25 protein-coding genes are annotated in these 26,230 nt (G+C 68.9%); 18 read left to right on the top strand and 7 right to left on the bottom strand.

Features of this window, described 5'->3' with window-relative positions:
• The first annotated feature begins 93 nt into the window (after positions 1–93).
• The 8 genes from pdxH (at position 94) to arfC (ending at position 5,952) form a co-directional block, all read left to right on the top strand.
• Positions 94–714, top strand: a complete 621-nt coding sequence (gene pdxH / locus G6N19_RS05140; protein WP_041319556.1) for a pyridoxamine 5'-phosphate oxidase — start codon at positions 94–96, stop codon at positions 712–714.
• 15 nt (positions 715–729) lie between these two features.
• Positions 730–2,001: an MFS transporter gene (locus tag G6N19_RS05135; protein ID WP_013827757.1), complete on the top strand. Its 1,272-nt coding sequence runs from the start codon at positions 730–732 to the stop codon at positions 1,999–2,001.
• Positions 2,002–2,110: 109 nt separating this feature from the next.
• Positions 2,111–3,406: a citrate synthase gene (locus G6N19_RS05130; RefSeq protein ID WP_013827758.1), complete on the top strand. Its 1,296-nt coding sequence runs from the start codon at positions 2,111–2,113 to the stop codon at positions 3,404–3,406.
• Between the two features lie 5 nt (positions 3,407–3,411).
• Positions 3,412–3,780, top strand: coding sequence for an FKBP-type peptidyl-prolyl cis-trans isomerase (locus G6N19_RS05125; protein ID WP_013827759.1), 369 nt, complete (start codon positions 3,412–3,414; stop codon positions 3,778–3,780).
• Positions 3,781–4,254 carry a channel-forming protein ArfA/OmpATb gene (arfA, locus tag G6N19_RS05120; protein WP_193465895.1) on the top strand — a complete coding sequence of 158 codons (474 nt, stop codon included), beginning with the start codon at positions 3,781–3,783 and terminating at the stop codon, positions 4,252–4,254.
• A 100-nt stretch (positions 4,255–4,354) separates the two neighbouring features.
• Complete coding sequence (arfA, locus tag G6N19_RS05115) at positions 4,355–5,443, top strand: channel-forming protein ArfA/OmpATb (RefSeq protein WP_448424585.1); 1,089 nt, start codon at positions 4,355–4,357, stop codon at positions 5,441–5,443.
• A gap of 12 nt (positions 5,444–5,455) precedes the next feature.
• A complete protein-coding gene (gene arfB, locus G6N19_RS05110; protein WP_013827762.1) occupies positions 5,456–5,608 on the top strand; it encodes a channel accessory protein ArfB in 153 nt (50 codons plus the stop codon).
• Positions 5,608–5,952: a channel accessory protein ArfC, sunset domain variant gene (arfC, locus tag G6N19_RS05105; RefSeq protein ID WP_083037268.1), complete on the top strand. Its 345-nt coding sequence runs from the start codon at positions 5,608–5,610 to the stop codon at positions 5,950–5,952. The genes arfB and arfC overlap by 1 nt, the downstream gene beginning before the upstream one ends.
• A 17-nt stretch (positions 5,953–5,969) precedes the next feature.
• Here the strand turns inward: arfC and G6N19_RS05100 are convergent, their stop codons facing one another.
• Both G6N19_RS05100 and prrA read right to left on the bottom strand, forming a co-directional pair.
• Positions 5,970–7,304, bottom strand: a complete 1,335-nt coding sequence (locus G6N19_RS05100) for a HAMP domain-containing sensor histidine kinase (RefSeq protein ID WP_013827764.1) — start codon at positions 7,302–7,304, stop codon at positions 5,970–5,972.
• Positions 7,305–7,321: 17 nt separating this feature from the next.
• Positions 7,322–8,032 carry a two-component system response regulator PrrA gene (gene prrA, locus G6N19_RS05095; RefSeq protein ID WP_013827765.1) on the bottom strand — a complete coding sequence of 237 codons (711 nt, stop codon included), beginning with the start codon at positions 8,030–8,032 and terminating at the stop codon, positions 7,322–7,324.
• Positions 8,033–8,070: 38 nt separating this feature from the next.
• Between prrA and G6N19_RS05090 the strand changes: the two genes are divergently transcribed.
• The 3 genes from G6N19_RS05090 (at position 8,071) to G6N19_RS05080 (ending at position 12,645) form a co-directional block, all read left to right on the top strand.
• Positions 8,071–9,909, top strand: coding sequence for an ABC transporter ATP-binding protein (locus G6N19_RS05090; RefSeq protein ID WP_049792844.1), 1,839 nt, complete (start codon positions 8,071–8,073; stop codon positions 9,907–9,909).
• Positions 9,906–11,666: an ABC transporter ATP-binding protein gene (locus G6N19_RS05085; RefSeq protein ID WP_232062527.1), complete on the top strand. Its 1,761-nt coding sequence runs from the start codon at positions 9,906–9,908 to the stop codon at positions 11,664–11,666. Before G6N19_RS05090 ends, G6N19_RS05085 begins: the two co-directional genes overlap by 4 nt.
• A gap of 127 nt (positions 11,667–11,793) precedes the next feature.
• Positions 11,794–12,645, top strand: coding sequence for an EamA family transporter (locus tag G6N19_RS05080; RefSeq protein WP_109559436.1), 852 nt, complete (start codon positions 11,794–11,796; stop codon positions 12,643–12,645).
• Here G6N19_RS05080 and G6N19_RS05075 read toward each other — a convergent pair.
• Positions 12,642–14,120, bottom strand: a complete 1,479-nt coding sequence (locus G6N19_RS05075) for an acetyl-coenzyme A carboxylase carboxyl transferase subunits beta/alpha (RefSeq protein ID WP_083037270.1) — start codon at positions 14,118–14,120, stop codon at positions 12,642–12,644. The genes G6N19_RS05080 and G6N19_RS05075 overlap by 4 nt on opposite strands.
• A gap of 28 nt (positions 14,121–14,148) precedes the next feature.
• On the opposite strand from G6N19_RS05075, the gene G6N19_RS05070 reads away from it, so the two are divergent.
• The 5 genes from G6N19_RS05070 to G6N19_RS05050 all read left to right on the top strand — a co-directional run bounded on the left by G6N19_RS05070 (position 14,149) and on the right by G6N19_RS05050 (position 19,500).
• Positions 14,149–14,880, top strand: a complete 732-nt coding sequence (locus G6N19_RS05070) for an enoyl-CoA hydratase (protein ID WP_013827770.1) — start codon at positions 14,149–14,151, stop codon at positions 14,878–14,880.
• A 69-nt stretch (positions 14,881–14,949) separates the two neighbouring features.
• On the top strand, positions 14,950–16,110 hold the full coding sequence (locus tag G6N19_RS05065; protein WP_193465893.1) for an MBL fold metallo-hydrolase: 1,161 nt from the start codon (positions 14,950–14,952) through the stop codon (positions 16,108–16,110).
• The gene (locus tag G6N19_RS05060; RefSeq protein ID WP_408632484.1) at positions 16,107–18,524 is read left to right on the top strand and encodes an HAD-IC family P-type ATPase; all 2,418 of its coding nucleotides are present in this window, start codon (positions 16,107–16,109) and stop codon (positions 18,522–18,524) included. Before G6N19_RS05065 ends, G6N19_RS05060 begins: the two co-directional genes overlap by 4 nt.
• A 39-nt stretch (positions 18,525–18,563) precedes the next feature.
• On the top strand, positions 18,564–19,001 hold the full coding sequence (locus tag G6N19_RS05055; protein ID WP_013827773.1) for a type II toxin-antitoxin system Rv0910 family toxin: 438 nt from the start codon (positions 18,564–18,566) through the stop codon (positions 18,999–19,001).
• 79 nt (positions 19,002–19,080) lie between these two features.
• Positions 19,081–19,500: a hypothetical protein gene (locus G6N19_RS05050; protein ID WP_112683429.1), complete on the top strand. Its 420-nt coding sequence runs from the start codon at positions 19,081–19,083 to the stop codon at positions 19,498–19,500.
• A gap of 16 nt (positions 19,501–19,516) precedes the next feature.
• On the opposite strand, the gene G6N19_RS05045 is transcribed toward G6N19_RS05050, so the two are convergent.
• Positions 19,517–20,266, bottom strand: a complete 750-nt coding sequence (locus G6N19_RS05045; RefSeq protein WP_193465891.1) for a 3-oxoacyl-ACP reductase family protein — start codon at positions 20,264–20,266, stop codon at positions 19,517–19,519.
• 115 nt (positions 20,267–20,381) lie between these two features.
• Here G6N19_RS05045 and G6N19_RS05040 point away from each other — a divergent pair, with 115 nt between their 5' ends.
• Positions 20,382–20,933, top strand: a complete 552-nt coding sequence (locus G6N19_RS05040) for a TetR/AcrR family transcriptional regulator (RefSeq protein ID WP_112683427.1) — start codon at positions 20,382–20,384, stop codon at positions 20,931–20,933.
• Between the two features lie 31 nt (positions 20,934–20,964).
• Here the strand turns inward: G6N19_RS05040 and G6N19_RS05035 are convergent, their stop codons facing one another.
• The 3 genes from G6N19_RS05035 to G6N19_RS05025 all read right to left on the bottom strand — a co-directional run bounded on the left by G6N19_RS05035 (position 20,965) and on the right by G6N19_RS05025 (position 23,946).
• Positions 20,965–21,789 carry a TIGR03621 family F420-dependent LLM class oxidoreductase gene (locus G6N19_RS05035; protein WP_193465890.1) on the bottom strand — a complete coding sequence of 275 codons (825 nt, stop codon included), beginning with the start codon at positions 21,787–21,789 and terminating at the stop codon, positions 20,965–20,967.
• A gap of 7 nt (positions 21,790–21,796) precedes the next feature.
• The gene (locus G6N19_RS05030; RefSeq protein WP_232062659.1) at positions 21,797–22,801 is read right to left on the bottom strand and encodes a poly-gamma-glutamate hydrolase family protein; all 1,005 of its coding nucleotides are present in this window, start codon (positions 22,799–22,801) and stop codon (positions 21,797–21,799) included.
• Between the two features lie 131 nt (positions 22,802–22,932).
• Positions 22,933–23,946 (bottom strand): DUF1254 domain-containing protein, encoded by a 1,014-nt coding sequence (locus G6N19_RS05025; protein ID WP_232062658.1) that lies wholly within the window; start codon positions 23,944–23,946, stop codon positions 22,933–22,935.
• Between the two features lie 322 nt (positions 23,947–24,268).
• Here G6N19_RS05025 and G6N19_RS05020 point away from each other — a divergent pair, with 322 nt between their 5' ends.
• Positions 24,269–26,230, top strand: a complete 1,962-nt coding sequence (locus G6N19_RS05020) for a hypothetical protein (protein ID WP_232062657.1) — start codon at positions 24,269–24,271, stop codon at positions 26,228–26,230.

The raw sequence follows: 26,230 nt of genomic DNA, 5'->3' as shown, positions 1-26,230 counted from the left end.
GTTCCTACCGGCTGGTAACGCCGGCTGGACCGGACCGCGGCGTAGCGTTGGGCGGTGCACAGGACAGGCCCCGACAACGAGCACCTGGCGGCGATGCGAGTGGAATACCGGGAGAAGGACAACTGCGGCGACCTCGACGTGGACTGGCTCGAGGACGGCTGGCAGGTTTTGCTGCGCAACTGGATCGGCGACGCCGAACGCGCCGGGATCGCCGAACCCAACGCCATGGTGCTGGCCACGGTCGAAGACGGCCGGCCGGTCAGCCGCTCGGTGCTGTGTAAGAACCTCGACGAGCACGGCGTCACCTTCTTCACCGACGACGGCTCGGACAAGGCGGTCCAGCTGGCGGCGACACCGTACGCGTCGGCGACGTTCCCCTGGTATCAACTGGGCCGCCAGGTCCATATCCGCGGCCGGGTCACCAAGACCGACGCCGCGATCCCGGCCGAATACTGGGTGAACCGACCGCGGGCTTCGCAGCTGGGTTTCTGGGCGTCGCACCAGTCGCAGCCGATCACCTCGCGCGCGGCCCTGCTCGATCAGCTTGTCGAGGTGACCGCCCGGTTCGCCGACAGCGACGACGTTCCGGTCGCGCCCAGCTGGGCCGGTTATGTCATCGCGCCAGAGGTGGTGGAGTTCTGGCAGGGCCGAGAAGGTCGGCTGCACAATCGGATTCGGGTGAGCGGCGGGCGCATCGAGCGCCTGCAGCCCTGATCTCGGGTCCGCTAAGTGAGGCTGTTCGCCGACACCACTCCGCTGCGCAACCCGGACTTCCGGCGGCTGTGGCTGGCCGGGATTCCGACCGTCATCGGGGCGAACCTGACCATCTTCGCGGTCCCGGTGCAGATCTACGCGCTGACCGGCAGTTCGGCCTATGTCGGCTTGTCGGGCCTGTTCGCGCTGGTGCCGCTGGTGGTCTTCGGGCTGCTGGGCGGCGCCTGGGCCGACGCCATGGACCGCCGCAAGCTGCTGATCATCGCCTCCTGCGGGCTGGCGGCCGCCTCGCTGCTGCTCTGGGTGCAGGCGGTGCTGGGTGGCGACGTCTGGGTGGTGCTTTCGCTGCTCGCCGTGCAGCAGGGGTTCTACGCGGTCAATTCGCCCACCCGCGCCGCCGCCATTCCGCGGTTGGTGGCCGGCGGCGACCTACCGGCCGCCAACTCGCTGAACATGACCGTGATGCAGTTCGGGGCCATCGTGGGGCCGTTGCTGGCTGGGCTGCTGCTCGGCTGGGTAGACCTGCCCACGCTCTACCTGGTCGATGCTGTCACCTGCGTCTTCCCGATCTGGGCGACCTTTCGGCTGGCACCGATGCCGCCCGCCGGATCAACCGACGGCTCGCGTTTCGGGGTGGCGGCGGTGCTGGACGGGTTTCGTTACCTGGCCGGCAACACCGTGGTGTTGATGTCGTTCGTGGTGGACCTGATCGCGATGGTGCTGGGACTGCCTCGGGCGCTGTTCCCGCAGATCGCCGCCGTGGACTTCGGCGGACCGGTCGAGGGCGGCACCACGATGGCGCTGCTGGCCGCCGCGATGGCGGTCGGCGCGGTGGCCGGCGGGGTGTTCTCCGGATGGCTGCCGCGGATCAGCCGCCAGGGCCTGGCGATCGTCATCTCGATCGTGGTGTGGGGCGCGGCGATGGCCGGCTTCGGGCTGGCGGTCGCGCGCGCCGACGGGCATCCCGGCCCGGTGTTGTGGGTCGCGCTGGGCTTTCTGGCGGTCGGCGGCGCCGCGGACATGGTGTCGGCGGCATTCCGTTCGACGATGCTGCAGCAGGTCGCCTCCGACGAGATCCGGGGGCGGTTGCAGGGCGTGTTCACCGTGATCGTGGCCGGCGGGCCCCGCCTTGCCGATACCGTGCACGGGGCGGCCGGCGCGGTGGTGGGAACGGCCGCGGCCGCCGCCGGCGGCGGAGTGCTGGTGGTCGTCGGAGTGCTGCTCGCCGCACTCGCGGCACCGGCTTTCATCCGCTATCACCGGCCGGGACCGGCAGCGGCGCGATGACCGGCCCGTGATACTCGGCCCCGGGCGGGCGCTCCGCCCCGGAACCGACTACCTTTTCCTATACACGCTCCGAACGACTGGTCAGCCGAATAGTGCAAAGGGGTTCCTTGTGGCCGCTACCGACGACACCGCCACCCTGAAGTACCCGGGAGGCGAGCTAGAGCTGCCGATCGTCCACGCCACCGACGGGTCCGATGCGCTGGCCATCGGTTCGCTGCTCGCCAAGACCGGCTACACCACATTCGACAACGGCTACGCCAACACCGCGCCGGTCAAGAGCGCCATCACCTACATCGACGGCGATGCCGGCATCCTGCGCTACCGCGGCTACCCGATCGAGCAGCTCGCCGAGAAGTCCACCTTCATCGAGGTCAGCTACCTGCTGATCTACGGGGAACTGCCCACTGCCGAACAGTTGGCGACCTTCACCGGCAAGATCCAGCGGCACACCATGCTGCACGAGGACCTGAAGCGGTTCTTCGACGGCTTCCCGCGCAATGCCCACCCGATGCCGGTGCTGTCCAGCGTGGTCAACGCGCTCTCCGCCTACTACCAGGACTCGCTGGACCCCTCCGACAACGAGCAGGTCGAGGTATCGACCATCCGGCTGCTGGGCAAACTGCCCACCATCGCCGCCTACGCGTTCAAGAAGTCCGAGGGGCAGCCGTTCCTGTACCCGGACAACTCGCTTTCCCTGGTGGAGAACTTCCTGCGGATGACCTTCGGCCTGCCGGCCGAGCCCTACGAGGTCGACCCCGAGGTGGTGCGGGCACTCGACATGCTGTTCATCCTGCACGCCGACCACGAGCAGAACTGCTCGACGTCGACGGTGCGGCTGGTCGGCTCGTCGCGGGCCAACCTGTTCACCTCGATCTCCGGCGGCATCAACGCGCTGTGGGGCCCGCTGCACGGCGGCGCGAACCAGGCGGTGCTGGAGATGCTGGAGCAGATCCGTGACCAGCACGGCAACGTCGGCGACTTCGTCAAGAAGGTCAAGAACCGCGAGGACGGCGTCAAGCTGATGGGCTTCGGCCACCGGGTCTACAAGAACTACGACCCCCGGGCGCGCATCGTCAAGGAGCAGGCCGACAAGATCCTCGGCAAGCTCGGCGGCGACGACGAACTGCTCAACATCGCCAAGGATCTCGAAGAGGCCGCGCTGACCGACGACTACTTCATCGAGCGCAAGCTCTACCCGAACGTCGACTTCTACACCGGCCTGATCTACCGGGCGATCGGCTTCCCGGCCCGGATGTTCACCGTGCTGTTCGCGCTGGGCCGGCTGCCCGGCTGGATCGCGCACTGGCGCGAGATGCACGACGAGGGCGACTCCAAGATCGGCCGGCCGCGTCAGCTCTACACCGGTGCCACCGAGCGCGACTACATCACCATCGGCGGGCGGTAACCGCCGTGACGAAGCCGGGCAAGCCGCAGATCACCGTTCCGGCCGGCCCGCCGCCGACCGAGTTGGTCATCGAGGACATCGTTGTCGGGGACGGGGCCGAGGCCGCCCCCGGCGCACTCGTCAACGTGCACTACCTGGGTGTCGATTACGACTCCGGCGCGGAGTTCGACAGCTCGTGGAACCGGGGAGAACCGCTGGAGTTTCCGCTCGACGGGCTCATCGCGGGCTGGCAGGACGGCATCCCCGGCATGAAGGTGGGCGGTCGGCGCCAATTGGTCATCCCGCCCGAGCTGGCCTACGGCCCGGCCGGCACCGGTCATCAACTCGCCGGCAAGACGCTGGTGTTCATGATCGATCTGCTCGGCACCCGCTGAGTGCGCGCCCGGCTGGTGGCGGCGGCGCTCGTCGCGATGCTGCTCGGCGCGACCGGCTGCGGGCTGCGGGACGCTTCGCCGGACGGCACTGATCCCGGCGCCGCAATGCCGGCGCCGCTGTCGGTGATCCGCCAGGGCAACGAGATCACCCTGAGCGGTGACGTGCCGGATCCGGCGGCCAAACGGGCGTTGTTGGACGCCGTGATCACCTCGGCCGACGATGTCACCGTCGTCGATCGGCTCGGCGTGACGCCGGGCGCCGCGACACCGGATTTCGCCGCGTCGGCCCCGGTATTCGAAGCGGCGGCGGTGATCGGGGATTTCGCGTTGCACGCCGCCGCCGACCGCGTGACGCTGGCCGGCACCGCGGCGAAGCCGGGCGAGGCGGTCGCCGTCGAGGCCGCGGCCCGCGACGCCTGGCCGCACATCGACATCGTCAATGAGCTCGGGATCAGCGCTCCCGGGACGCGGTAAGTCCGCAAAAATCGACTGAAGACCTCCGAGGGTCCTTCAGAGCTCCTACACTCGCGGTGTCCAGGGTACGAGGTGCTTTTTCGACCTTCGAGGAGGATCCATGCCGGGCTCCGAAAACCGGACCGCGACCGGCTGGCGAACGGAATCGCGCTTTTACCGTCGACCTCCCGGCCCCGGATGGCTGGTGGCCTTGGCGGCAATTCCGTTGCTACTGGCATTGATCGGACTGGGAGTGGCGGATCGAGAAAGAATCGACATCACCGCGGGCGACGCCACCTGGCCCGAGGTCCCCGTGCCGTCGCTTTCGATGCCGGCGGCGCCGGAGGCCAATACGCCGGGAATATCGTTTGCTCCGTTGTCGATTCTGCGTAACGGCAACGTCATCACCCTCAACGGCGACCTTCCCGACGTCGCCACGCGCACTGGATTGATCGAGATGCTCAAGGGGTTGTTCGGCAGCGGTGTGCAATTGGTGGACAACATCAACATCAAACCGGGTGTCAAGGTGCCCGACGCCGCTGCCCTGGGATCGGTGTTCAAGGCCGCGGTGTCCATGCCGGACTTCAAGTTCAAGATCAGCGGTGGCACCGTCACGCTGATCGGTACCGCGGCTTCCGGTGCGGTCAAGTCGGCCGTCGAGGCGGCCGCGAAGGCGGCTTGGCCAAATCTGGTGATCTCCAACAACATTCTGGTCCTGCCTGATGTGCCGGAGGCCCCCGGCCCAGAGGTCCCGCGCCCCGAGGCCCCGAACACGCCCGCGGCGCCCGGCTCACCGGCTCCGAAACCGGTGCCGCCCAGCGCTTCACCGGCTCCTGACCCAGCCGGTGACTGCGGCAAGCTGCAAGCCGACGTCACCGCGTTGATGGCCACGCCCGTCACCTTCGTGACCAACGGTCACACCCTGTCACCGGGCACCCGCCGACAACTGAGTCGGGTCGCGGAGACGCTCAAGGGTTGCCGCAGCGCCCAGGTGACGGTAAGCGGCTACACCGACAACACCGGCAACGACGGCATCAACGTGCCGTTGAGTACCGACCGGGCCAAAGCGGTCGCCGATTTCCTTGTCGCCCAGGGTGTCCCGGCGAGCAGCGTCACCGCCAAGGGGTTCGGGTCGGCCGACCCGGTCGCCAGCAACGCGACACCGGACGGCCGCGCACAGAACCGTCGTGTCGCGATCACGGTTAGCTAAGGAGGATCTCCGATGGATTTCGTCATGCAGTGGCTGTGGTATCTGCTGGCATTCGTGGTGGGTTCGGCGATCGCCTGGTTACTGACGATTGTTTCGATCCGCCGCACCAGCCGGGAGGACGCCATTGCGGCCCTGCCCGGCTCGCGTGAGATGGGAGCCGACTGATGCATGGCGTCAATTGCTGGCTGATGGGCTTGTCATTTCTGCTGGGGTTGACGCTGACATTCGCCTTCGCCATCTGGCGGGTCAAACGCGAGGTGCCGACGTCGACACCATCCGGTGGTGCGGCCGTCGCGGCTGCGCCCTACGGCGACGGATCGGCGCGGGCGGGCGGCGGTGGCAGCGGGCCGGCCGGTTGGACCATCAAAGGCAACGAAGACTCGATGCTCTACCACGGCCCGGACAGCCCGTCCTATGAGGCGACGATCGCCGAGGTGTGGTTCAAGGACGAGCAGACGGCCGCGGCGGCGGGCTTCCAGCGCTGGGACAGTCGGCGCGAGCAGACCTGACGCCCCGGCGGGTGCGCTCAGCGTGGCGGCGGCAGTCGCAGCATCAGTCGCACCCCGCCCATCGGGCTGTCCTCCAGGGTCGCTGTGCCGCCGTGCAGCCCAGCCTGCTGAGCCACCAGCGCCAGCCCGAGACCGGACCCGGAATGCGATGCCGTCGAACCGCGGGAGAACCGCTCGAACACCACCTGCCGCTCATCCTCGGGAACCCCGCTGCCGTTGTCGTCGATGGCGATCTCGACGCCCGCCCGGGAGGTGACCGCCGACAGCTGTACCTGGGTGGCGCCGCCGTGCTTGACCGCGTTGGCGATCGCGTTGTCCACCGCCAGCCGCAACCCGGCCGGCAGCCCGACGATGATGCAGGTGGGTGACGGCACCAGCGAGACGTTCAGGTCCGGGAAGACCCGCATCGCGTCGTGCGCCGCCCGGTCGAGCAGTTCGGTGATGTCGACCGGAACCTGATCGTCGGCCGTGGACAGTTCCCCCTGGGCCAGCCGCTCCAGGGCCGACAGGGTCGCTTCGATCCGCGACTGGGTGCGGACCACGTCGCTGAGGACTTCTTTGCGCTGGTCCTCGGGCAGGTCGAGCGTCGTCAGCACCTCGAGGTTGGTGCGCATGGCGGTCAGCGGCGTGCGCAGCTCATGCGAGGACACCGCGGCGAAGTCGCGCGCGGACGCCAGGGCCTCTTTGGTGCGGTCCTGTTCGGTCCAGATCCGCTGCAGCATGCCGCGCATCGCCTCGGCGATCTCCACGGCCTCGCTGGCCCCACGCACCTCGATCTCCGGTCGTTCGTCGCCGGCGTCGATCGACCGGGCCTGCTGGGCCAGCCGGCGCAGTGGCCGTACCGCGAACGCCGCCAGCAGCCAGCCCAGCACCGCGGCAGCGCCGATCGCGAACGTGCACAGCAGCAGCACCCGGCGGTGCAGGTTGTTGGTGTCGGCGATGGTGGCCTCGTAGGTGGCGCCGACCGCCAGTGACCGCGGACCCGGCCCGGGAATGTCGACGGTGCGCACCCGGTAGCGCACGCCGTCGATCTCGGTGTCGGCGTATCCCGCCTCCAGCTCCGGCAGCACCACCGCGGAGTTCGACGTCACCTCACCTGCCCGGCGCAGTGTGATCACGGCGTCGGTCCCACCTGCCGCGCGGGGCAGCTCGCCCAGGCCGATGAGCGGAACGGTCAGCCCGGCCGCCTCGTCGAGCCGACGGTCCAGCCAGTACTTGCGGTCGTTGGTGATCCCGACCCACACGATGGCGCCGATGATGACCGTCACGATCGCGGTGCCGATGGCGGTCGCCAGCACCACCCGGGTCCGCAGCGACGGGGTTCGAGCGAAGACGCGCCGCAGCATGTTCATGACGTTCATCGTGGTCCTCACTGCGTTCGCAGGACGAATCCGACCCCGCGGACGGTGTGCAGCAGCCGTGGCGCTCCGCCGGCTTCCAGCTTGCGCCGCAGATAGCCGATGAACACGTCGACGACGTTGGTGTCGGCGGCGAAGTCGTAACCCCACACCAGCTCGAGGAGCTGCGCCCGGGAGAGCACCGCGGTCTTGTGCTCGGCGAGCACGGCCAACAGGTCGAACTCGCGTTTGGTCAGGTCCACATCGACACCCTTGACCCTGGCGCGCCGGCCCGGGATGTCGACCTCCAGGGGGCCCACCGTGATGGTCTCCGACGACGAGCTGGCCGCCGACCCGCGCCGCCGCAGCATCGCCCGTACCCGGGCCACCAACTCGGCGAGCACGAATGGCTTGACCAGGTAGTCGTCGGCGCCTGCCTCCAGGCCGGCGACCCGGTCGTCGACCGAACTGCGCGCGGACAGCACGCAGACGGGCACGTCATCGCCCATCGCCCGCAGTGCCGTCACCACGCTGACGCCGTCGAGCACCGGCATGTTGATGTCGAGCACGATGGCGTCCGGGCGGGTCTCCTTGGCGCTGCGCAACGCTTCGGCGCCGTCGGCCGCCGTCGCCACTTCGAATCCGGACAGTCGCAGTCCGCGTTCCAGCGAGGCGAGCACATCGGAGTCGTCGTCGACCACCAGTACCCGGGGGGAGGCGGCAGCGTTGGCGGGATTGTTCATGGCCGCCATTTTGCCTGAACATTGCCATCAAGCGAGGGATGCGCCGCGGGTCGCCGCCTTCGATCCGCCTTCGATCTAAGGTCGATTGGGTGAAGCCGGCGTCCGCGTTGCGCAGCTTGGCGCCGTACCTGCGGCCCTACCGGGCGAGGTGGATCGCCATGATCACGGTGGCCGTCGTGAGCCTGGGTGCCACCGTGACGATCCCGCTGGTCACCAAGGCCGTCATCGACGGGCCGGTGGCCCACCGTGACCAGCCGGGACTGTGGGTGCTCGGGACGGCTGCCACCGCGCTCGGGGTCGGCGAGGCGGTGCTGTGGTTCGTGCGGCGCTGGCTGGTCGCGCACGCCACGATGGGCGTCGAAGCCGACCTCCGCAAGGACCTCTACGCCCGGCTGCAGGTGCTGCCGATGACCTTCCACGGGCGCTGGCAGTCCGGGCAGCTGCTGTCGCGGATCATGAACGACCTGGCCACCATCCGCCGATTTCTGGCATTCGTCCTGGTGTTCCTGGCGCTCAACACGTTGCAGATCGTCGCGGTGACGACCATCCTGCTGCTGCTGTACTGGCCGCTGGGCGTGGTCGCCTGCGTGTCGATGGTGCCGGTGACGCTGACGGTGCAGCACTTCCGGCGCCAATACACCCGGCTGTCGCGGCGGGCGCAGGACCAGGCGGGCCAGGTGGCCACCGATGTCGAGGAATCGGCGGTGGGGCTGCGCACGATCAAGGCGTTCGGCCGCGAGGACCACGTGTTCGCCCGGTTCGACGCGCAGGCCACGAGGCTGCGCGACCTGGGCGTCGACAAGGTGGTGGTGACGTCGAAGTTCTGGACGCTGCTGGAGGTGATCCCCAACCTCACGCTGATCGTGGTGCTGGCGGTCGGTGCGTACGCGGCCGGACACCACCTGGTCACGATGGGCACGCTGGTCGCCTTCATCACCTTGATGCTGTCGCTGGTCTGGCCGGTGTCGTCGTTGGGCTTTCTGCTGTCGGCCACCCAGGAGGCGATGACCGCCGCCGACCGGGTCACCGAGATCTTCGACGCACCCACCGAGATCACCGACGGTGACGATCCGGTGCCGCCGTCCGGGCGACTGGAGCTGCGCGACGTCGGGTTCCGCTTCGGCGATTCGGGTCCCGAGGGCTCCTGGGTGCTGCGCGGGGTCGATCTCACCGTCGAAGCCGGCGAGACCGTCGCGCTGGTGGGTGCCACCGGATCCGGCAAGTCGGTGCTGGCGATGCTGCTGTCGCGGCTCTACGACGCCGATGAGGGGCAGATCCTGATCGGCGGGCGGGATATCCGTTCGCTGACGCTGGCCGCGTTGCGTTCGGCGGTGATCACCGCGTTCGACGACCCCACGCTGTTCTCCATGTCGGTGGCCGAGAATCTGCGGCTGGGTCGGCCCGACGCGAGCGACGCGGAGCTGGCCCGCGCCCTGGAGGTGGCGTCGGCCGGATTCGTTTACGACCTGCCGCGCGGCCTCGACACCCGCATCGGTGAGCAGGGGATGAGCCTGTCGGGTGGGCAGCGTCAACGGCTGTCGCTGGCTCGGGCCCTGGTGGCCGCGCCGGCGGTCTTGGTGCTCGACGACACCCTGTCGGCACTGGATGTGCACACCGAGGCCGCCGTGACGGCGGCATTGCGCCGGGTGCTGCGCGGCGCCGACGGTCGGCCGCCGATCACCGCGATCGTGGTGGCCAACCGGGCCTCGACCGTGGCGCTTGCCGACCGGGTGGCGTTGCTGGAGCACGGGACCATCACAGCGGTCGGTACCCATGCGGAACTGCTGGCGGCGGTGCCGCGGTACCGCTACCTGTTGGCCGCCGACGACGAGCTCGATGACGGCGCCGAACACCTCGTCGAGTGGGCACGGCGGTGACGGCCGTCGCGGGCCGGGCCGCCGCGCGCGGCCTGCTGTGGTCGCTGCTGCGCCCCTACCGCGTCGCGGTCGTGTTGCTGGCGTTGATCGTTGTGGTGGAAAACGCTGCCCGCCTTGCGGTTCCGATTCTGGCGCAGCGCGGTATCGACCGGGGAATCCCGCCCATCGCCGCCGACGGCTCGACGCGGGTGCTGACGGCGATCATCGTCGCGCTGGGTGCGGTGGTGCTCGTGCAGGCCGGCAGCCGCATCCTGTTCCTGCAGTGGTCGGGCAGGATCGGCCAGCGGGTGCTGCTGGAGCTGCGGCGACGGGTGTTCCGGCACTTCCAGCGCCTCGACGTCGGCTTTCACGACCGCTACACCTCGGGGCGGGTGGTCAGCAGGCTGACCAACGACGTCGACGCGATCCAGGAGATGCTGCTGGGCGGGTTCGACAGCCTGGTCAGTGCCGTGCTGACGCTGGCCGGCACCGCGGTGCTACTGGTCGTGCTGGACTGGCGGCTGGGCCTGATGTGCCTGGGCGCCTTCCCCGTGCTGGTGGCGTTGCTGCGCTGGTTCAGGGCCGAGTCGTCGAAGACCTACACCGCGGTGCGGGAACGCGCCGCGCGGGTGATCGTGCAGTTCGTCGAGACCATGACCGGTATCAAGGCGGTGCAGGCCTACCGGCGTGAAGCACGCAATGCCGAACTCTTCACGGGAGTCGCCGACCGCTACCGTGCCGTCAACGAGAAGGCGTTCAAACTGGTCGCCGTCTTCTCACCCGGTGTCAAACTGGTCGGCAACCTCACCACCGGGATGGTGGTGCTCTACGGCGGTTGGCGAGTCCTACACGGACACATGACGATCGGGACGTTCACCGCGTTCCTGCTCTACCTGCGGATGTTCTTCGACCCGATGCAGGAGATCACCCAATTCCTCAACACCTTCCAGTCGGCGACCTCGGCACTGGAGAAGCTGGCCGCGGTGCTCGCCGAGAAACCCGGAGTAGCCGACCCCGACGCTCCGGTCACCCTTGCAGAGGTGCGCGGCGAGATCGCCTTGCGCGACGTGTGTTTCGGCTACCGGGCCGATGCGCCGGTGCTGGCCGGACTGTCGTTGAGCATCCCGGCCGGCCAGACGGTGGCGCTGGTCGGCAGCACCGGTGCGGGCAAGACGACCATCGCCAAGCTGATCGCCCGGTTCCACGACCCGGCATCGGGCTCGGTGACGCTCGACGGTGTTGACCTGCGTGATCTCACGCAGGCGGAGCTGCGCCGGCACGTGGTGATGGTGACCCAGGAGAACTTCCTGTTCTCCGGGACGCTCGCCGACAACATCCGGTTCGGCCGTCCCGAGGCGACCGACGCCGAGGTGGTCGCCGCCGCGGCCGGCGTGGGCGCCGAGGCGTTCGTCGCCGCCTTGCCGGACGGCTATGACACCGACGTGGCCAAGCGCGGCGGCCGGCTGTCGGCGGGCCAGCGTCAGCTGGTCGCATTCGCGCGGGCGTTCCTCGCCGACCCAGCGGTGCTGATCCTGGACGAGGCGACCTCAGCGCTGGACATTCCCGGCGAGCGGATGGTGCAACAGGCGCTGCGCACGGTGTTGGCCCGGCGGACCGCGCTGGTGATCGCCCACCGGCTCTCCACCGTCGAGATCGCCGACCGGGTGCTGGTGATCGAAGACGGGACCGTGGTCGAAGACGGGCCACCGGCCGACTTGATCCGCGCCGAGGGGCACTACGCCGCCTTGCATGACGCCTGGCGGCGGTCGTTGGCTTAAACGCAGCCGAATTCTAATGAAACGGCGCGCAAACGCCCTGTTGGCGGCGGCCAGGGCCGCGGGACCGACACCGCTGCGCGCTTACACTTCTCGCCGTGATGGACACGTCTGACGCCAAGGTTGCGGGGTGATCGGCTCGCCGGCCGCCCAGGGGCTGGCGTTGGCGTCAGCCACCAGTTTCGGGATCAGCGACTTCGTCGGCGGCGTCGCGTCGCGGCGGGTTGCCGCGCTGCGGGTGGTGCTGGTGTCCACCCCGGTCTCGATGGTGATGCTGGGAGCACTCGCGATGATCGGCGGTGGCCACATCACGCCGGGCGCCGTCATGCTCGGCGTGCTCGGCGGGCTCAGCCAGGCCCTGGGTATCTGGTGGTTCTACGCGGCGATGGCGGCCGGCCCGATCTCGGTGGTCTCGCCGCTGGCGGCGGTGGTGGATGCCAGTGTGCCGGTGTGCATCGGGCGGGTGCTGGGGGAGCGGCCCGGCATGCTCGCCAGTGCGGGCATCGCGGTGGCATTGGCCGCCGTGGTGTTGATCAGCTGGCACACCGGAGACGGCGGCAGCCGGCAGCGGCTGACCCGCGGAGCGATCTGGTTGACGATCGCCTCGGGGGTGGCCCTGGGGTTGAACTTCGTGTTCTTGGATCGCACCCCGCCGGAAGCCGGATTGTGGCCCCTGCTGTTCGCGCGCGGGGCCGCCACGGTGCTGGTGATCGTGGTCGCGGCGGCCAGCCGCCAGCTGCGGCTGCCGACGGGGACGCCGCTACGGCTGGCGCTGGTGATCGCATTGCTGGACACCGCCGCCAACGTCACGATGCTGTTCGCGTTGCAGCTGTCGTTGCTGTCGCTGGCCAGCGTGCTGATCTCGCTGTATCCCGCCGCCACCGTGGTGCTGGCGGTGGCCGTCCTGCGGGAGCGGGTGCGTCCCCGTCAGGTCGCCGGAATGGTGCTGGCCGCGGTGGCGGTGGGGATGATCACCGGCTAACCCGCCAGCCCGATGCGGCGGTAGCGCTGCAAGCGCGCTGCCATCCGCTGCTCGGCCGGCACTCGCCGCAACGCGTCGAGCTCCACGGCGATGGCCCGCGACATGCGTTTGGCGAAGTCGATCGGCTCGTCGGCGGCATCCGGGCGCTCGGCCACGATCACGTCGACGATCCCGTGTGCCTTCAGATCCGCCGAGCGGATGCCCTGTGCGGCCGAGAGCTCCGGGGCGTGTCCGGTATCGCGGAAGACGATGGCGCTGGCGCCCTCCGGGGGCAGCGGTGCCAGCCAGCCGTGCGTCGCCGCCAGCACCCGATCCGCCGGCACCATCGCCAACGCGGGCCCGCCGCTGCCCTGACCGAGCAGCACCGACACCGTCGGCACCTCCAACGTGACCAGCTCTGCCAGGCACGCCGCGATCTGGCCCGCCAGCCCGCCCTGCTCGGCCTCCACCGACAACGCGGGCCCCGGGGTGTCGATGGCCAGCACCAGCGGCAGTCGCAAGTCCTCGGCCAACGCCATGCCGCGCCGGGCGTCGCGCAGCGCGATGGGGTCGGTGAGCCGGTCCGGGCCCCGCAACTGCCCCAGCACCACGGCGGGCTGACCGCCGAAACGGGCCAGCGCCAGCAGCATGGTGGCGCCCCGCTCGGCGCTTCCGGTGCCCGACAGGAACACCCGTTCGGTGGCGCCGTGTCGCAGCAGAAAACCCACGCCGGGCCGATCCGGGCGGCGCGACGCGCACACCGAGTCCCAGGCCGGCAGATCGGGTATCGGCTCGCAGGCCGGGCTCGCGGGTGGCGGCGCGGGATCGTCGAGCATCACCTTCAACGCCCGGGAGCAGGTGCGCCGCAGCCACTTCACCGGGATCACGCCGTCGATCACGCCGTGGGCCTGAAGGTTCTCGGCGGTCTGGATGCCGGGCGGGAACGGTGCGCCGTAGAGCTGTTCGTAGACCCGCGGACCCAGGAAACCCACCAGCGCCCCCGGCTCGGCCAGCGTGATGTGCCCGAGTGACCCCCAGGAGGCGAACACCCCACCGGTGGTGGGGTGGCGCAGGTAGACCAGGTAGGGCAGGTGGGCGCGTTTGTGCAGCTCGATGGCGGCGGCGATCTTGACCATCTGCAGGAAGGCGACGGTGCCCTCCTGCATCCGGGTGCCGCCCGAGCTCGGAGAGGCCAGCAGCGGCAGCCGCTGGGTGGTGGCCCGCTGGATCGCGGTGGTGATCCGCTCGGCGGCCGCCACCCCGATCGAGCCGGCCAGGAAGTCGAAGTCGCTGGCGATCACCGCGACCCGGCGCCCGCCCACCCGGCCCTCGCCGGTGATGACCGCCTCGTCGCGGCCGGTGGCGGCCCGGGCGGCGGCCAGCTCGGCGGCGTAATCGTCGCTGACCGGCAATGCCAGCGGCTCGTCATCCCAGCTGATGAACGAGCCGTGGTCCAATATTGCGTCCCGCAGTTCGTCGGCCCCGATCCTGCTCACACCACGAGCCTAATTACGCTGCTACCTCATGATCGGTGTTACCCGCGACGAAGCCGTCACCACCATCGAGTTGCAGCGTCCCGAGCGGCGCAACGCGCTGAACTCCCAGCTTGTCACCGAACTGCGGGAGGCGGTCTTGGACGCCGCCACCCACGACGTCCGGGCCATCGTGCTGACCGGGCAGGGCAGCGTGTTCTGTGCCGGCGCGGATCTGTCCGGCGATGCGTTCGCCGCCGACTACCCCGACAAGCTGCTCGCCCTGCACCAGAGCATCGCCGACGTCCCGCTGCCGGTGATCGGCGCGATCAACGGCGCCGCGATCGGCGCCGGTCTGCAATTGGCGATGGTCTGCGATCTGCGGGTGGTGGCCCCCGAGGCGTTCTTCCAGTTCCCGGTCGCCAAGTACGGTCTGGCGTTGGACAACTGGAGCATCCGCCGGCTGACCTCATTGGTCGGCTACGGCCGGGCCCGGGCGATGATGCTCACCGCGGAGAAGCTGCCCGCCGATGTGGCGCTGCTGACCGGCATGGCCAACCGGCTGGGCACCGTTGCCGACGCGCAGGCCTGGGCGCAGGAGATCGCCGGGCTGGCGCCGCTTGCCCTGCAGCACGCCAAGCGGGTGCTCAACGATGACGGCGCCTACCAGGAACAGACGCCGGAGCACAAGGAACTGTTCGACCGGGCCTGGGCCAGCCAGGACGTGGTCGAGGCGCAGATGGCCCGCATCGAGAAGCGGCCGCCGAAGTTCCAGGGCGCCTGACCGGAGCCCGCGGTGAGCGCAAACGCCACGGATCCGGATGCCGCCGGTCACCGCCCTAGACTCGGCAACATGTTGCGCGGTGCACTTCGGCTGGCCGCCGCCACCGCGTCCTTGGCCGCCGGCGGATGGACCCTTCGTGCGCTGCGCGGCACACCCGGTGCCCTTGGTGCCGCACCGCACGCCATCGACGCGGTGGCCGCCCGCTCCAGGCATTACCGCGACGGGATTTTCCACAACGTCGAGCGTGCCTCGATGGTCAACATGGATCGTGAACAACAGCGGCTGATGCTGCGGGAGCTGTTCGCCGATCGCGGCGCGAGCCGGCCGGTGGCGCCGGTCCCGCTGGGGGTCCCCGACTTCGCCGACGCCGCCGAACCGCTGACGGTCACCTGGCTGGGCCACGCCACCGCGCTGATCGAGGTCGACGGCTACCGGGTGCTGACCGATCCGGTGTGGAGTGAGCGCTGCTCGCCCTCGGATGCCGTCGGCCCCAGGCGGTTGCATCCGCCGCCGGTGGAGTTGTCGGCGCTGCCCGCGGTCGATGCGATCGTCATCAGCCATGACCACTATGACCATCTCGACATCGACACCGTCACCGCGCTGGCCCGCAGCCAGCGGGCGCCGTTCGTGGTTCCACTGGGCGTCGGTGCGCACCTGCGGGCGTGGGGCATTCCCGCTGACCGGGTCGTCGAACTCGATTGGGATGAGCAGACTTCGTTCGGCGAACTCACGTTGGTCTGCACGCCGGCGCGGCACTTCTCCGGCCGGTTCTTGACCCGCAACATGACGCTGTGGGCGTCCTGGGTGATCGCCGGGCCCGATCATCGGGTCTACTTCGGCGGCGACTCCGGCTACACCGGGAGCTTCGGGCAGATCGGCGCCGATCACGGCCCGTTCGACGTGACCCTGTTGCCGATCGGCGCCTACAACACCGCCTGGCCGGACGTGCACATGAATCCCGAGGAGGCCGTTCGGGCGCACCTGGACGTCGACGGTGCGACGCTGGTGCCGATCCACTGGTGCACGTTCCGGTTGGCGCCGCATCGCTGGGAGGAGCCGGTGGAACGGTTGCTGGCCGCCGCCGAGCCGGCCGGGGTGTCGGTGGTCGTCCCGCGTCCCGGCGGTTCAGTGAGGCTCGACGGAGGAGAGGCGAAGCTGGGACCGCCGCATAAACCCCGCGAGCGGATCCGGCCGGCGGCCGGCGACATTGAGCCGTGGTGGCGGTCTTGACCGTCGCGCGGGCCGCCGCGGGGCTCAGCGACGACGAAGTCGCCCAGCGGGTCGCTGACGGCCAGACCAACGACATTCCGGTGCGTGCCGCGCGCAGTGTGCACGAGATCGTCCGGGCCAACGTCTTCACCCGGATCAACGCGATCCTGGGCGTGCTGTTCGCCATCGTGCTCACCACCGGTTCGCTGATCAACGGGCTGTTCGGACTGCTGATCGTCTTCAACAGTGTCATCGGCATGGTCCAGGAGATCCGCGCCAAGCAGACGCTGGACAAACTGGCCATTGTCGGGCAGGCGAAACCGTTGGTGCGCAGGCAATCCGGGACGGTAGCGCTGCCTCCCCGGGAGGTGGTGCTCGACGACGTCATCGAACTCGGTCCCGGCGACCAGATCGTGGTCGACGGCGACGTCGTCGAGGTGTCCGATCTGGAGGTCGACGAATCGCTGCTGACCGGTGAAGCCGAGCCGATCGCCAAGAACATCGGGGACCACGTGATGTCGGGCAGTTTCGTGATCTCCGGCAGCGGCGCCTACCGGGCTACCCGGGTCGGCGGCGAGGCTTACGCCGCCAAGCTGGCCGAGGAGGCCACCAAATTCACTCTGGTGAAATCCGAACTGCGCAACGGCATCGACCAGATCCTGAAGTTCATCACCTACCTGCTCATCCCGGCCGGGCTGCTGATCATCTACACGCAGTTGTTCACCACCGACGTGGGCTGGCGGGCCTCGGTGCTGGCGATGGTCGGGGCGCTGGTGCCGATGGTTCCCGAGGGCTTGGTGCTGATGACGTCGCTGGCGTTCGCCGTCGGGGTGATTCGGCTGGGACGACGGCAGTGCCTGGTGCAGGAACTGCCGGCGATCGAGGGGCTGGCCCGCGTCGACGTCGTCTGCGCCGACAAGACCGGCACACTGACCGAGAACGGCATGCAAGTCTCGGAGATCATCGAATTCGACGGCGCCGCAGGTCTTCCGGTGCATCAGGCGCTGGCGGCGCTGGCCGCCGACGACGCCAGGCCGAACGCGAGCATCCAGGCCATCGCCGAGGCGTTCCCGACGTCGCCGGGTTGGGTGGCCAACGCCTGCGAACCGTTCAAGTCGTCCGCCAAGTGGAGCGGTGTCTCGTACCGCGAACACGGTAACTGGGTCATCGGGGCGCCGGATGTGCTGCTCGAGCCGTCGTCGGCGCCCGCCGAGCAGGCTGAGCGGATCGGGGCGCGGGGTTTGCGGGTGCTGCTGCTGGGGGTCGGCGACCTGCCCGTCGATCACCCGGACGCGCCGGGGCAGGTCACTCCTGCTGCGCTGGTGGTGCTGGAGCAGAAGATCCGGCCGGACGCCCGGCCCACGTTGGAATATTTTGCCGAGCAGGATGTCTCGGTGAAGGTGATCTCCGGTGACAACGCCGTCTCGGTAGCTGCGGTGGCCGGCGAGCTGGGATTGAACGGGGACGCGGTGGACGCGCGCAAGCTGCCGGCCGAGCCGGACCGGTTGGCCGACGCGCTGGAGGAGCACACCGTGTTCGGCAGGGTGCGACCGGATCAGAAGCGCGCCATGGTGCGCGCCCTGCAGGCACGTGACCACACCGTGGCCATGACCGGTGATGGCGTCAACGACGTGCTCGCGCTCAAGGACGCCGATATCGGTGTCGCGATGGGAGCGGGCAGCTCGGCGGCGCGCTCGGTGGCGCAGATCGTATTGCTGGACAACAAGTTCGCCACCTTGCCCTACGTGGTGGGCGAGGGCCGCCGGGTGATCGGCAACATCGAACGGGTAGCGAACCTGTTCTTGACCAAGACGGTGTATTCGGTTCTGCTCGCCCTGCTGGTCGGCCTGGTCGGGCTGGCGTCGGCGCTGTTCGGCACCGAGCCGCTGCTGTATCCGTTCCAGCCGATCCACGTCACCGTCGCCGCCTGGTTCACCATCGGAATCCCGGCTTTCATCCTGTCGCTGGCGCCCAACAACGAACGGGCACACCCCGGATTCGTCCAGCGAGTGATGAGCGGGGCGCTGCCGGCCGGCCTGGTGGTGGGCATCGCCACGTTCACCTCATACCTACTAGCCTACCGCGGCAGCGAGGCCACGGCGGTACAGCAGATCCAGGCCTCCACCACGGCCCTGATCACCTTGCTGACCACCGCCGGGTGGGTGTTGGCCGTCGTGGCGAGGCCGTATCAGTGGTGGCGGCTGACGCTGGTGATCTGCTGCGGTCTGGCCTACGTGGGCATCTTCGCGATCCCGCTGGCCCGGGAGAAGTTCCTGCTGGATCCCTCCAATGTGGCACTGACCTCGCTGGCACTCGGTGTCGGGGCAGTCGGTGCGGTCGCCATCGAGGCGGTGTGGTGGGCGCGCGGCGCCATGCTCGGCGAGCGACCCAAGTTGTGGCGAGAGTCGGCAACGACCACAATGACGCAGCGATGAACACGGGATAACCGGGGACAAGAAGGGAAACAGAATCACATGGCCAAGCTCTCCGGCTCCATCGACGTCCCACTTCCTCCCGAGGAGGCCTGGGGTCACGCCTCGGATTTGTCGCGTTACAAGGAGTGGCTGACCATCCACCGGGTGTGGCGCAGCGTGCTGCCCGACACCCTGGAGAAGGGCACGACGCTCGAGTCGATCGTCGAGGTCAAAGGCATGCCCAACCGGATCAAGTGGACGATCGTGAACTACAAACCGCCGACGGGGATGACCCTCAACGGCGACGGCAAGGGCGGGGTCAAGATCAAGCTGCTCGCCAAGGTCGCCCCAGCCGGCGACGGGTCCAAGGTCAGCTTCGATGTTCATCTGGGCGGGCCGGCGCTGTTCGGGCCGATCGGCATGCTGGTGGCCGCCGCGCTGAAGAGCGACATCAACGAGTCGCTGCAGAAGTTCGTCACGGTGTTCGCGCCGGCTTGAGCGGTTGGGCGCCATGCCATCCCGTTACCGGGGCAGTCGCGGCCACGGCGAGCGCGTCGATGCGGGCTAGTGTCACAACATGACTCGCGTACACCCGGGCTGGCTCGTCGCACTGTTTGCTGCGATCCTGTCGGTCAGTGCGTGGCTGCCCTGGCTGACCACCTCGGCCCACGGGGGAGGGCGTGCCAGCGCGATCGGCGGCACCGCCGGCAGTATCGCCTTGCCGCCCCGCTTCGGCGTCGGCCAGTTGATCGTGCTGCTGGCCGCCGTGCTGCTGGTGGCCGGTGCGATGATCGGCCGTGGGCTGTTCAGCAGACTGGCATCGGTTGCCGCACTGGTGGTCTCACTGGCCATCGTCGCGTTGGGCGTGGCGTTCTACCGGCTCAACGTCGTCGCGCCGATCACCGCGGGCTACGGGCTGTACATCGGCGCGGTCAGCGTGGTCGGCGCACTGGGCTGCTCGGTGTGGGCGCTGGTGTCGGCGGGGCGTCGAGGCTGAGCTCCGGCCCCGGCGGCTACACGGTGAAACCGCCGTCGACGTTCCAGTTCGCGCCGGTGACGAATCCGGACTCGGGGCCGGCGAGAAAGCTCACGATGGCGGCGACATCGTTGACGTGCCCGTAGCGGCCGAGCGGCATGAGCTTCTTCAAGCCCTCGGGGAAGTCACCGCCGTTGTCGGGGTTGGCGTCGGTGTCGATCGGGCCCGGTTGCACGTTGTTGACGGTGATGCCGCGTGGTCCGAGTTCGCGTGCCAGGCCCCTGGTGAACGACGCCACCGCGCCCTTGGTCATGCCGTATACCGAGAACCCGGCGGTCGGAATCCGATCGGCGTTGATGCTGCCGATGTTGATGATCCGCGAGCCCTCACCCAGGTGCTTCACCGCGGTGCGTGTCGCCCAGAACATTCCGCCGATGTTGACCGCCACGAGGCGGTCGAACTGCTCGGCCGGAAAGTCATCGACCAGCGCCCCGTGCGCGACGGCGGCGTTGTTCACCAGCACGTCCAGCCCGCCGAGTTCGGTGGCGGCCTGCTCGACCGCGGCCACCACCTGGGCGGGATCGCCGGAGTCGGCCTGGATGGCGACCGTCTTTCCGCCGTTGGCGGTGACCTCGGCGACGACCTTGTCGGCCTCGGCCGCCGATGCCGAATACGTGAACGCCACCGCGGCGCCGTCGGCGGTCAATCGCCGTACGGTCTCCGCACCGATGCCGCGGGAACCTCCGGTGACCAGTGCCCGCCGTCCCGTCAGGGGTGCTGTGCTCATGTCGTGGCCTTTCAGCTAATTACGAACCGACGTGTTACTTAGTACTATGAGCTCAAGGCCGTTCCGAAGCGAATGCATTCCCGGTGTGGTCGGAGTCACAGAGAGGCGGGGCGCGATGGCGGTGGGCCGGCCACGCGAGTTCGACCCCGATCAAGTCGAGCACGAGGCGATGAAGCTGTTCTGGGCCCACGGCTTCGACGGCGTCTCGATCTCCGACATCAGCGCCGCGACCGGGGTCAACCGCCGCAGCATCTACGCGGAGTTCGGCTGCAAGGAGCAGCTGTACGAGCGAGCGATGCAGCGGTACGTCGCGGGGCCGGGCGGCTACCTGGTCGAGGCGCTCGCGCTGCCGACCGCCCGCAGCGTCGCCGCAGCGGTGGTCCACGGGGCGGCCGACGCCGTCAGCGGCAACCCGCGCGGCTGTTTCACCGTCGACGACGGCCCGGGAGTGGCCGAAATGCGGGAGGCGTCGGTGCGCCGGCTCGCGCAGCGATTCGACGCGGCGGTGGCCGACGGCGAGCTGTCCGGCGTCGACACCCTGCTGCTTGCCCGCTGGATCGCCACGGTGTGTCAGGGCATCGCAATCCAGGCACGAGGCGGAGTCAGTCGTGCCGATCTGCACGCGCTGGCCGACGTGGCGTTGGCGGGCTGGCCGGGCTCCTGCTGACGCCGCGGGATCGCTCGGCGGCGACTCCGGGTCACCGCAGCGCGGCGATGACCTTCGCGAAGGCTTCGGCGTGGTGCTGCTGCACGGTGAAGTAGCTCACCCCGTAGCGCCGGCGGTATTCCCGTAGCGTGTCGGCCATCTCGTGCGGTGACCCCGACAGCACGGCGGGCATGGCCAGCAGTTCCTGATCCGACAGGGTCGGGGCGAATCGGCGAGTCAGCGACAGGTCGGGCATCCCGGAGGCATCGGTGGGCACAGCCGTGATGGCGAGATTCAGTTCCAGCGTGTCGAACCGATCGCCGGCGGCGGCGCGGACGAAGGCGACGCGCTCCGCCAGTGCGTCATCCGCGCCGGCCACCCGTGCCCCGGTCAGTCCGATGATGCCGGCGTGCCGTGCCGCCACGGTGAGCAGTCGGTCGCCGCTGCCGGCGATGAGGATGGGCACGTCCGGCTGGTGAGTCGCCACATACGTCGTGAGGTGTTCCAGGTAGGCGATGCGGCGTGCGGCGGACGGGAACGGTAGTTCGGCGGCTTCGAACTCCGCCCGGACATACCCGGCGCCCAGGCCGACCTCCAGCCGACCGCCGGACAGCAGGTCGGTGTCGGCGATGTCGCGGGTCAACAGGGCCGGCTTGTAAAAACAGGCGTTGAGCACATACGTGCCCAGCCGGATGCTGGTGGTGGCCGCGGCGGCCGCCACCAACGCGGGGAAGGGGGCCGGGGCGCCGAGGTGATCGGGCACGTGGAGAACATCGAACCCGAACCCCTCCAGCCGCCGCGCGGTCTCGGCCAGCGCGGTCGCGGACCTGATCGCGTGCACGCCGACACCGAAGCGAAACCGCCTGTCCACCACCACCTACCTCCTAATCCCAGGACTGGGCCGCCAGCACCAAGCCTCGCACCAGCGCCGACGTGACCGGCGACAGGCCGTCCAGGCCGGGCGGTTGGCTGCGAGGACTGATGCCCCGGACCCGCGGCGACAGTTCCAGTTGGGCCCCGCCGCCGCGGGTCTGATTGACCGGGTTCGCCGGATGCAGGCCGCGCAGCCCCGCCGGGATCGCCTCGAGGTCGGTGATCACCTGATAGCCGGGCAGAATCAGGCAGCGGGCGAGGTGCTCGGCCAGGCGGCGGTTACGGCCACCGGCCAGCAGTTGGGTGCTGCGTCCGATCCGGCCGTAGCCGTGCAGCGACACCACGACGTCGACATGGTCGAGAAATTCGGCGAGCCGCGGCGACTCCGCGGCGAGATAACGCGTCGACGGCAGGTGCCGCCGGTATCCGTCGGGATGCCGCACCAGATACACCGATGCCCCGGCCGCGTCGGCGGCGCGTTCGGCGATCACGTCGGTCATCTGCTCCAAGCCCCCGCCGTGAATGGCCAGGAAGCCGAACCGCGACCGCAGCCGACTGTCCTCGATGACGTCGGGTTCGGCCAGCAACGCCGCAAGCGATTGCGGCCCAGCATGGTCGGCGGGGGGAGTGCGCGGCGGCCATCGGATCGGATCCCAGCGGCGCAGAAACTCGATCCATGCCGGCGGAAGCCTGTGTTGAACGGCTGCGCCGATGATGCGCTCCAGATAACCGTCGCGCGGCGCACCGGTCTGCACCCGATGGTCGATATAGACCCACGCCGGCGAGGAGCCGTCCGTGGTGTGGATGGTCAGCCGGTCCCGGCGGTAGCGCACCGGGACACCTTCGGCGCTGTCCAGCGCGGCCAAGTCGCGATCGGACACCCGCCACAACACCCCGTGGACCCGCGATCCGGGGAACGGCTCGACGGTGGCGACACCGCGCTGATTGATCAGCCAGTCATGGTCGGCCAGCGTCGCCGGCCGGGGGTCCGACGCTTCGGGGCAGCGGCGCGCCATCTGCTGTGCGCACAGGTTGGACCCGTACGCGAAGTAGGCGTGCTGTGTCGCCGTCACCTAGCCCGGCGACTGCCTGATGATCACCACAATCTGCAGACTAACGGTGGCCGGGCCGGGCCGGCGCCATGTCGTCAGCGTGGCGGACGCGCCGGGGGTGCGGGAGTGGATGCCGTGGGCGTCGGGGTGGGCCGGGTGCCGGTGCCGGCCGTCTCCGCCGGCTGCGCCTCGGGGAACACCCACTTCCCGGAGAGGATCTCCTGTTCGGGCTGATAGAGCCGGACCAGATAGTTCCATCCCGGCGTGACCGGCAGGCAGTTGACGACCTCAGCCGAGCAGCCGCCGAACTGGATGGTCACCGATCCGTCGTCGGCCTTCGTCGCGGTGACGTCGTTGACCGAGTAGGCCTGCAGCGGATTCTCGGTGAAATAGCCGTTCTTGTTGTAGACACTGACCGACCAGAAGGCTTTCACCGGGACGTCATTGACGGTCAGCCGATACACGGTGTTGCCGTCGTTGCGGGCCGGGGTGACGTTCAGATACAACGCCTCGGTCTCCGGGTTGCCGCCCCAGGCCGCTGCGGCGCCGATCAGGTGCCGCACCGGGTCGGTGTCGGCCAAGCTGCCGAACATGCCGCGGGTGTCGGGGATGGTCTCGGCCAGTACCAGCAGCGCGTCGCTGACCTTCTTCTGGCTGACCGGATCCCACCGGGGGACGTCGAAAGTTCCGGACTCCTGCTGCGTCACGGTGATCTGGTCCTGCAATCGGTGTGCTGCCCGCAGGTCATCGGGGTCCTTGGGGTTGGCCAGGACGCGGACGGCGATCATCACGTAGCGGGTGCCGACGTGGTCTTGGTCGAGCGTGTGCTCGCCGCTGCCGTAGAACATGTCGGTGACGTATTCGTCCTGGTTGATCACCTGCGCCGACATGTACCGCTCACCGGGGTCGGGCAGGGTGATCGTCACCGGGGCCGCCTGCAGGTCGAACACCGCCGCCGAATACAGGGTGTCCCGGTTGGATCGCACCACCAGCTGCCGGTCGATCGGGGTGAGCTCACGCATGTGGAAGAACCGACCGAATCCGTTCTCATTGACGACGTTGGTGAACTCCTGGTCGGTGACGGCCCGCACGAAGTTGTCCGGCGACACCAACACCATGCCGTTGGGAGTGCTGCGCGGCGCCAGGTGTGCCAGCGGGTCCGGGCCTGACTTGGTCACGGTCAGCCCGCATCCCGTCAGTGCCAGGGCGGTCGTCACCGCGCCGAACGCAGAAACCCATCGCTTGGACATGCAGCGCAACCTACCTGGCGCCATCGGCCGATGTCGTCAAAGGGTTTCGCAACACGAGTAGCGGAATTCGCGTGTGAGCTGTTGCACGGCCTCGGATACCGACGTAGGGTCCCGAATGAGAGTTCACCATTAATTCGATGTGCAAATGATGAGAGCCCAATCCGAAGGAGTGGCCGTGCAGATGACCGGGAGCGCCGAAGGCGACCGTTCCGGCCGAATCCGGCGGTACGGGTTCGCCACAGCAGCACTGGCCACCGCGCTGTCGATGGTGGTGGGAACCCCCGCGGTCACCGCCCGGACCGCCCCGGCGGTGGCATTGACGTCGACGGCCGGGTTTCAGCCGGCGATCGATGCGCTGATCGCGGAGATGCAGCGGCTCGTCGGCGTCAACATGGCATTGGACTACGCGGCGCCCGGCAGTGAAGACGAACTGATGACGATGCTGCAGAACACCAACTACCAGTTGCTCAGCGCCGGGCTGTCACGTGTCACCCAACTGTTCAACGGGGTCTTTTTCCAATCACCCGAGGTGATCGCGGGCAACGCCGCCGACCCCCGCCAGTACTTCGACTTCTTCACGCCCGATATCTACTACCGGGTGACCGCCGGTTTGGCGCCCGGTGCGACGTATGTGCTGAACGGGACCCTGGGCGGGGGGACCGAGCATTTCGTGATCAGCACCCAGGCCATCACCGGCGGATCGGCGCAGGCCATCGAGAATCTTGAAATGGGTCACGGGCTGGTGGTCAACCCCGACGGCACCTTCACGGTGTACATCGGTCCGGAGGCGCCGGAGGGCGCCGTCAACTTCATGGATTCCACCGACGCCACCGTCGGCGGCGCCGCTTCGCTGCTGATCCGGGACATGCTCGGCGACTGGGCGAAGGGCCCCGGCCACGTCACCCTGCAATGTGTGGCCGATTGCCCGCCGTTCTTCGCCATCCCCGAGGGCGGGTTCTTCCCCAGCGACGACCCGGTCGGGGCCACGCTGGAGCAACCGGGCGGCATCACCTCCGTCGACTCGATGCTCACCACGCTGTTCAGTGCCTTCGCTCAGGTCATCGGCCCGTTCAACACACGCGCCATCGAGGGCGGGGCGTCGGTGGGTATGAACGTTCCGGCCAACACCATGTTCGACTTGAGTCCGCAGACCAGTTACGGCGCCGGGCTGGAGAGCGCGGTGGTCACCGGCGGCAATTTCGAGCTGGAACCTGACGAGGCGCTGATCCTGAAGGTGCCCACCGTGGACGCGGCCTACAGCGGCATCGAGTTGATGAACGTCTACGGCGGCGCGCTGCCCTACGTGATGGCGCAGACCACGCTCAACCACACCACCACCTACCACGCCGAGGACGGCTACACCTATTACGTCATCAGCGGCACCAACCCGGGTGTGGCGAACTGGCTGGACACCGGCGGCATCAACACCGGTGAGATCTTCGCCCGCTTCGAGAACGTCACCGACCCCGACAATGCACTCGGGCTGGGCGTGACGACGGAGGTGGTGAAGCTCGCCGACCTCGGCGCCAGCATGCTGCCGGACGACACCCCCACCGTCAGCCCGGAGGAGTTCGCCGCCGACATGGCGCAGCGGGTGCTGTCCTACGGCTACGGCTTGGACGTGTCCCGGATGCACGCCCAACCGGACTGGGTGCTGCAGAACCTGCTGATGAACGGCCTGCAGGGCCTGATGGGCGACGAGAACTACGAGGCCGTGTTCGGCCATGAGCCCTTCACCCCGATCGCGCTGCGGTTCACCGACGCGCTCAGCCCGAACTGGGATGCGGTGTGGAACAGCATCATGGACCACCCGATGGAAAGCCTGACGGCGGTGTGGAACAACCTGCCGCTGCTGGCCAGCGACATCAACCTGCCGATCACGCTGGCGCTGGCCCAGACCGCGCTGTCGGTGGTGATGCCGCAGCTGCTGATCCCGGCCATCAACGACGCGCTGTTCGATCCCAACACCAGCATCCTGGCCGGGCTGCTCAACGCCCGGGACGACTTCGCGACGGCGATCCTGACCGCCACCGACGCCTGGCCGACCGAACTGGGTGAGCAGGCGACTCAGCAGTGGGCGAACATGGCGGACCTGATCGCAAGCACCCCCAGCTTCGACCTGTCGGACCTGTTCGGGGGCTGA

The organism is Mycobacterium novum (assembly GCF_010726505.1).
Classification (GTDB): domain Bacteria; phylum Actinomycetota; class Actinomycetes; order Mycobacteriales; family Mycobacteriaceae; genus Mycobacterium; species Mycobacterium algericum.
This window is presented reverse-complemented; position numbering and strand designations above follow the sequence as displayed.

What these genes read in the sequence shown, in the direction of transcription:
- arfB (WP_013827762.1), top strand. Translation starts at nt 5,456, where the DNA reads ATGGATTTCGTCATGCAGTGGCTGTGGTATCTGCTGGCATTCGTGGTG.
- G6N19_RS05040 (WP_112683427.1), top strand. Translation starts at nt 20,382, where the DNA reads ATGGCGGTGGGCCGGCCACGCGAGTTCGACCCCGATCAAGTCGAGCAC.
- G6N19_RS05020 (WP_232062657.1), top strand. Translation starts at nt 24,269, where the DNA reads ATGACCGGGAGCGCCGAAGGCGACCGTTCCGGCCGAATCCGGCGGTAC.
- G6N19_RS05090 (WP_049792844.1), top strand. Translation starts at nt 8,071, where the DNA reads ATGCGCCGCGGGTCGCCGCCTTCGATCCGCCTTCGATCTAAGGTCGAT.
- pdxH (WP_041319556.1), top strand. Translation starts at nt 94, where the DNA reads ATGCGAGTGGAATACCGGGAGAAGGACAACTGCGGCGACCTCGACGTG.
- prrA (WP_013827765.1), bottom strand. Translation starts at nt 8,032, where the DNA reads ATGAACAATCCCGCCAACGCTGCCGCCTCCCCCCGGGTACTGGTGGTC.
- arfA (WP_448424585.1), top strand. Translation starts at nt 4,355, where the DNA reads ATGCCGGGCTCCGAAAACCGGACCGCGACCGGCTGGCGAACGGAATCG.
- arfC (WP_083037268.1), top strand. Translation starts at nt 5,608, where the DNA reads ATGCATGGCGTCAATTGCTGGCTGATGGGCTTGTCATTTCTGCTGGGG.
- G6N19_RS05070 (WP_013827770.1), top strand. Translation starts at nt 14,149, where the DNA reads ATGATCGGTGTTACCCGCGACGAAGCCGTCACCACCATCGAGTTGCAG.
- G6N19_RS05050 (WP_112683429.1), top strand. Translation starts at nt 19,081, where the DNA reads ATGACTCGCGTACACCCGGGCTGGCTCGTCGCACTGTTTGCTGCGATC.
- G6N19_RS05065 (WP_193465893.1), top strand. Translation starts at nt 14,950, where the DNA reads ATGTTGCGCGGTGCACTTCGGCTGGCCGCCGCCACCGCGTCCTTGGCC.
- G6N19_RS05100 (WP_013827764.1), bottom strand. Translation starts at nt 7,304, where the DNA reads ATGAACATGCTGCGGCGCGTCTTCGCTCGAACCCCGTCGCTGCGGACC.
- G6N19_RS05045 (WP_193465891.1), bottom strand. Translation starts at nt 20,266, where the DNA reads ATGAGCACAGCACCCCTGACGGGACGGCGGGCACTGGTCACCGGAGGT.
- G6N19_RS05055 (WP_013827773.1), top strand. Translation starts at nt 18,564, where the DNA reads ATGGCCAAGCTCTCCGGCTCCATCGACGTCCCACTTCCTCCCGAGGAG.
- G6N19_RS05030 (WP_232062659.1), bottom strand. Translation starts at nt 22,801, where the DNA reads ATGGCGCGCCGCTGCCCCGAAGCGTCGGACCCCCGGCCGGCGACGCTG.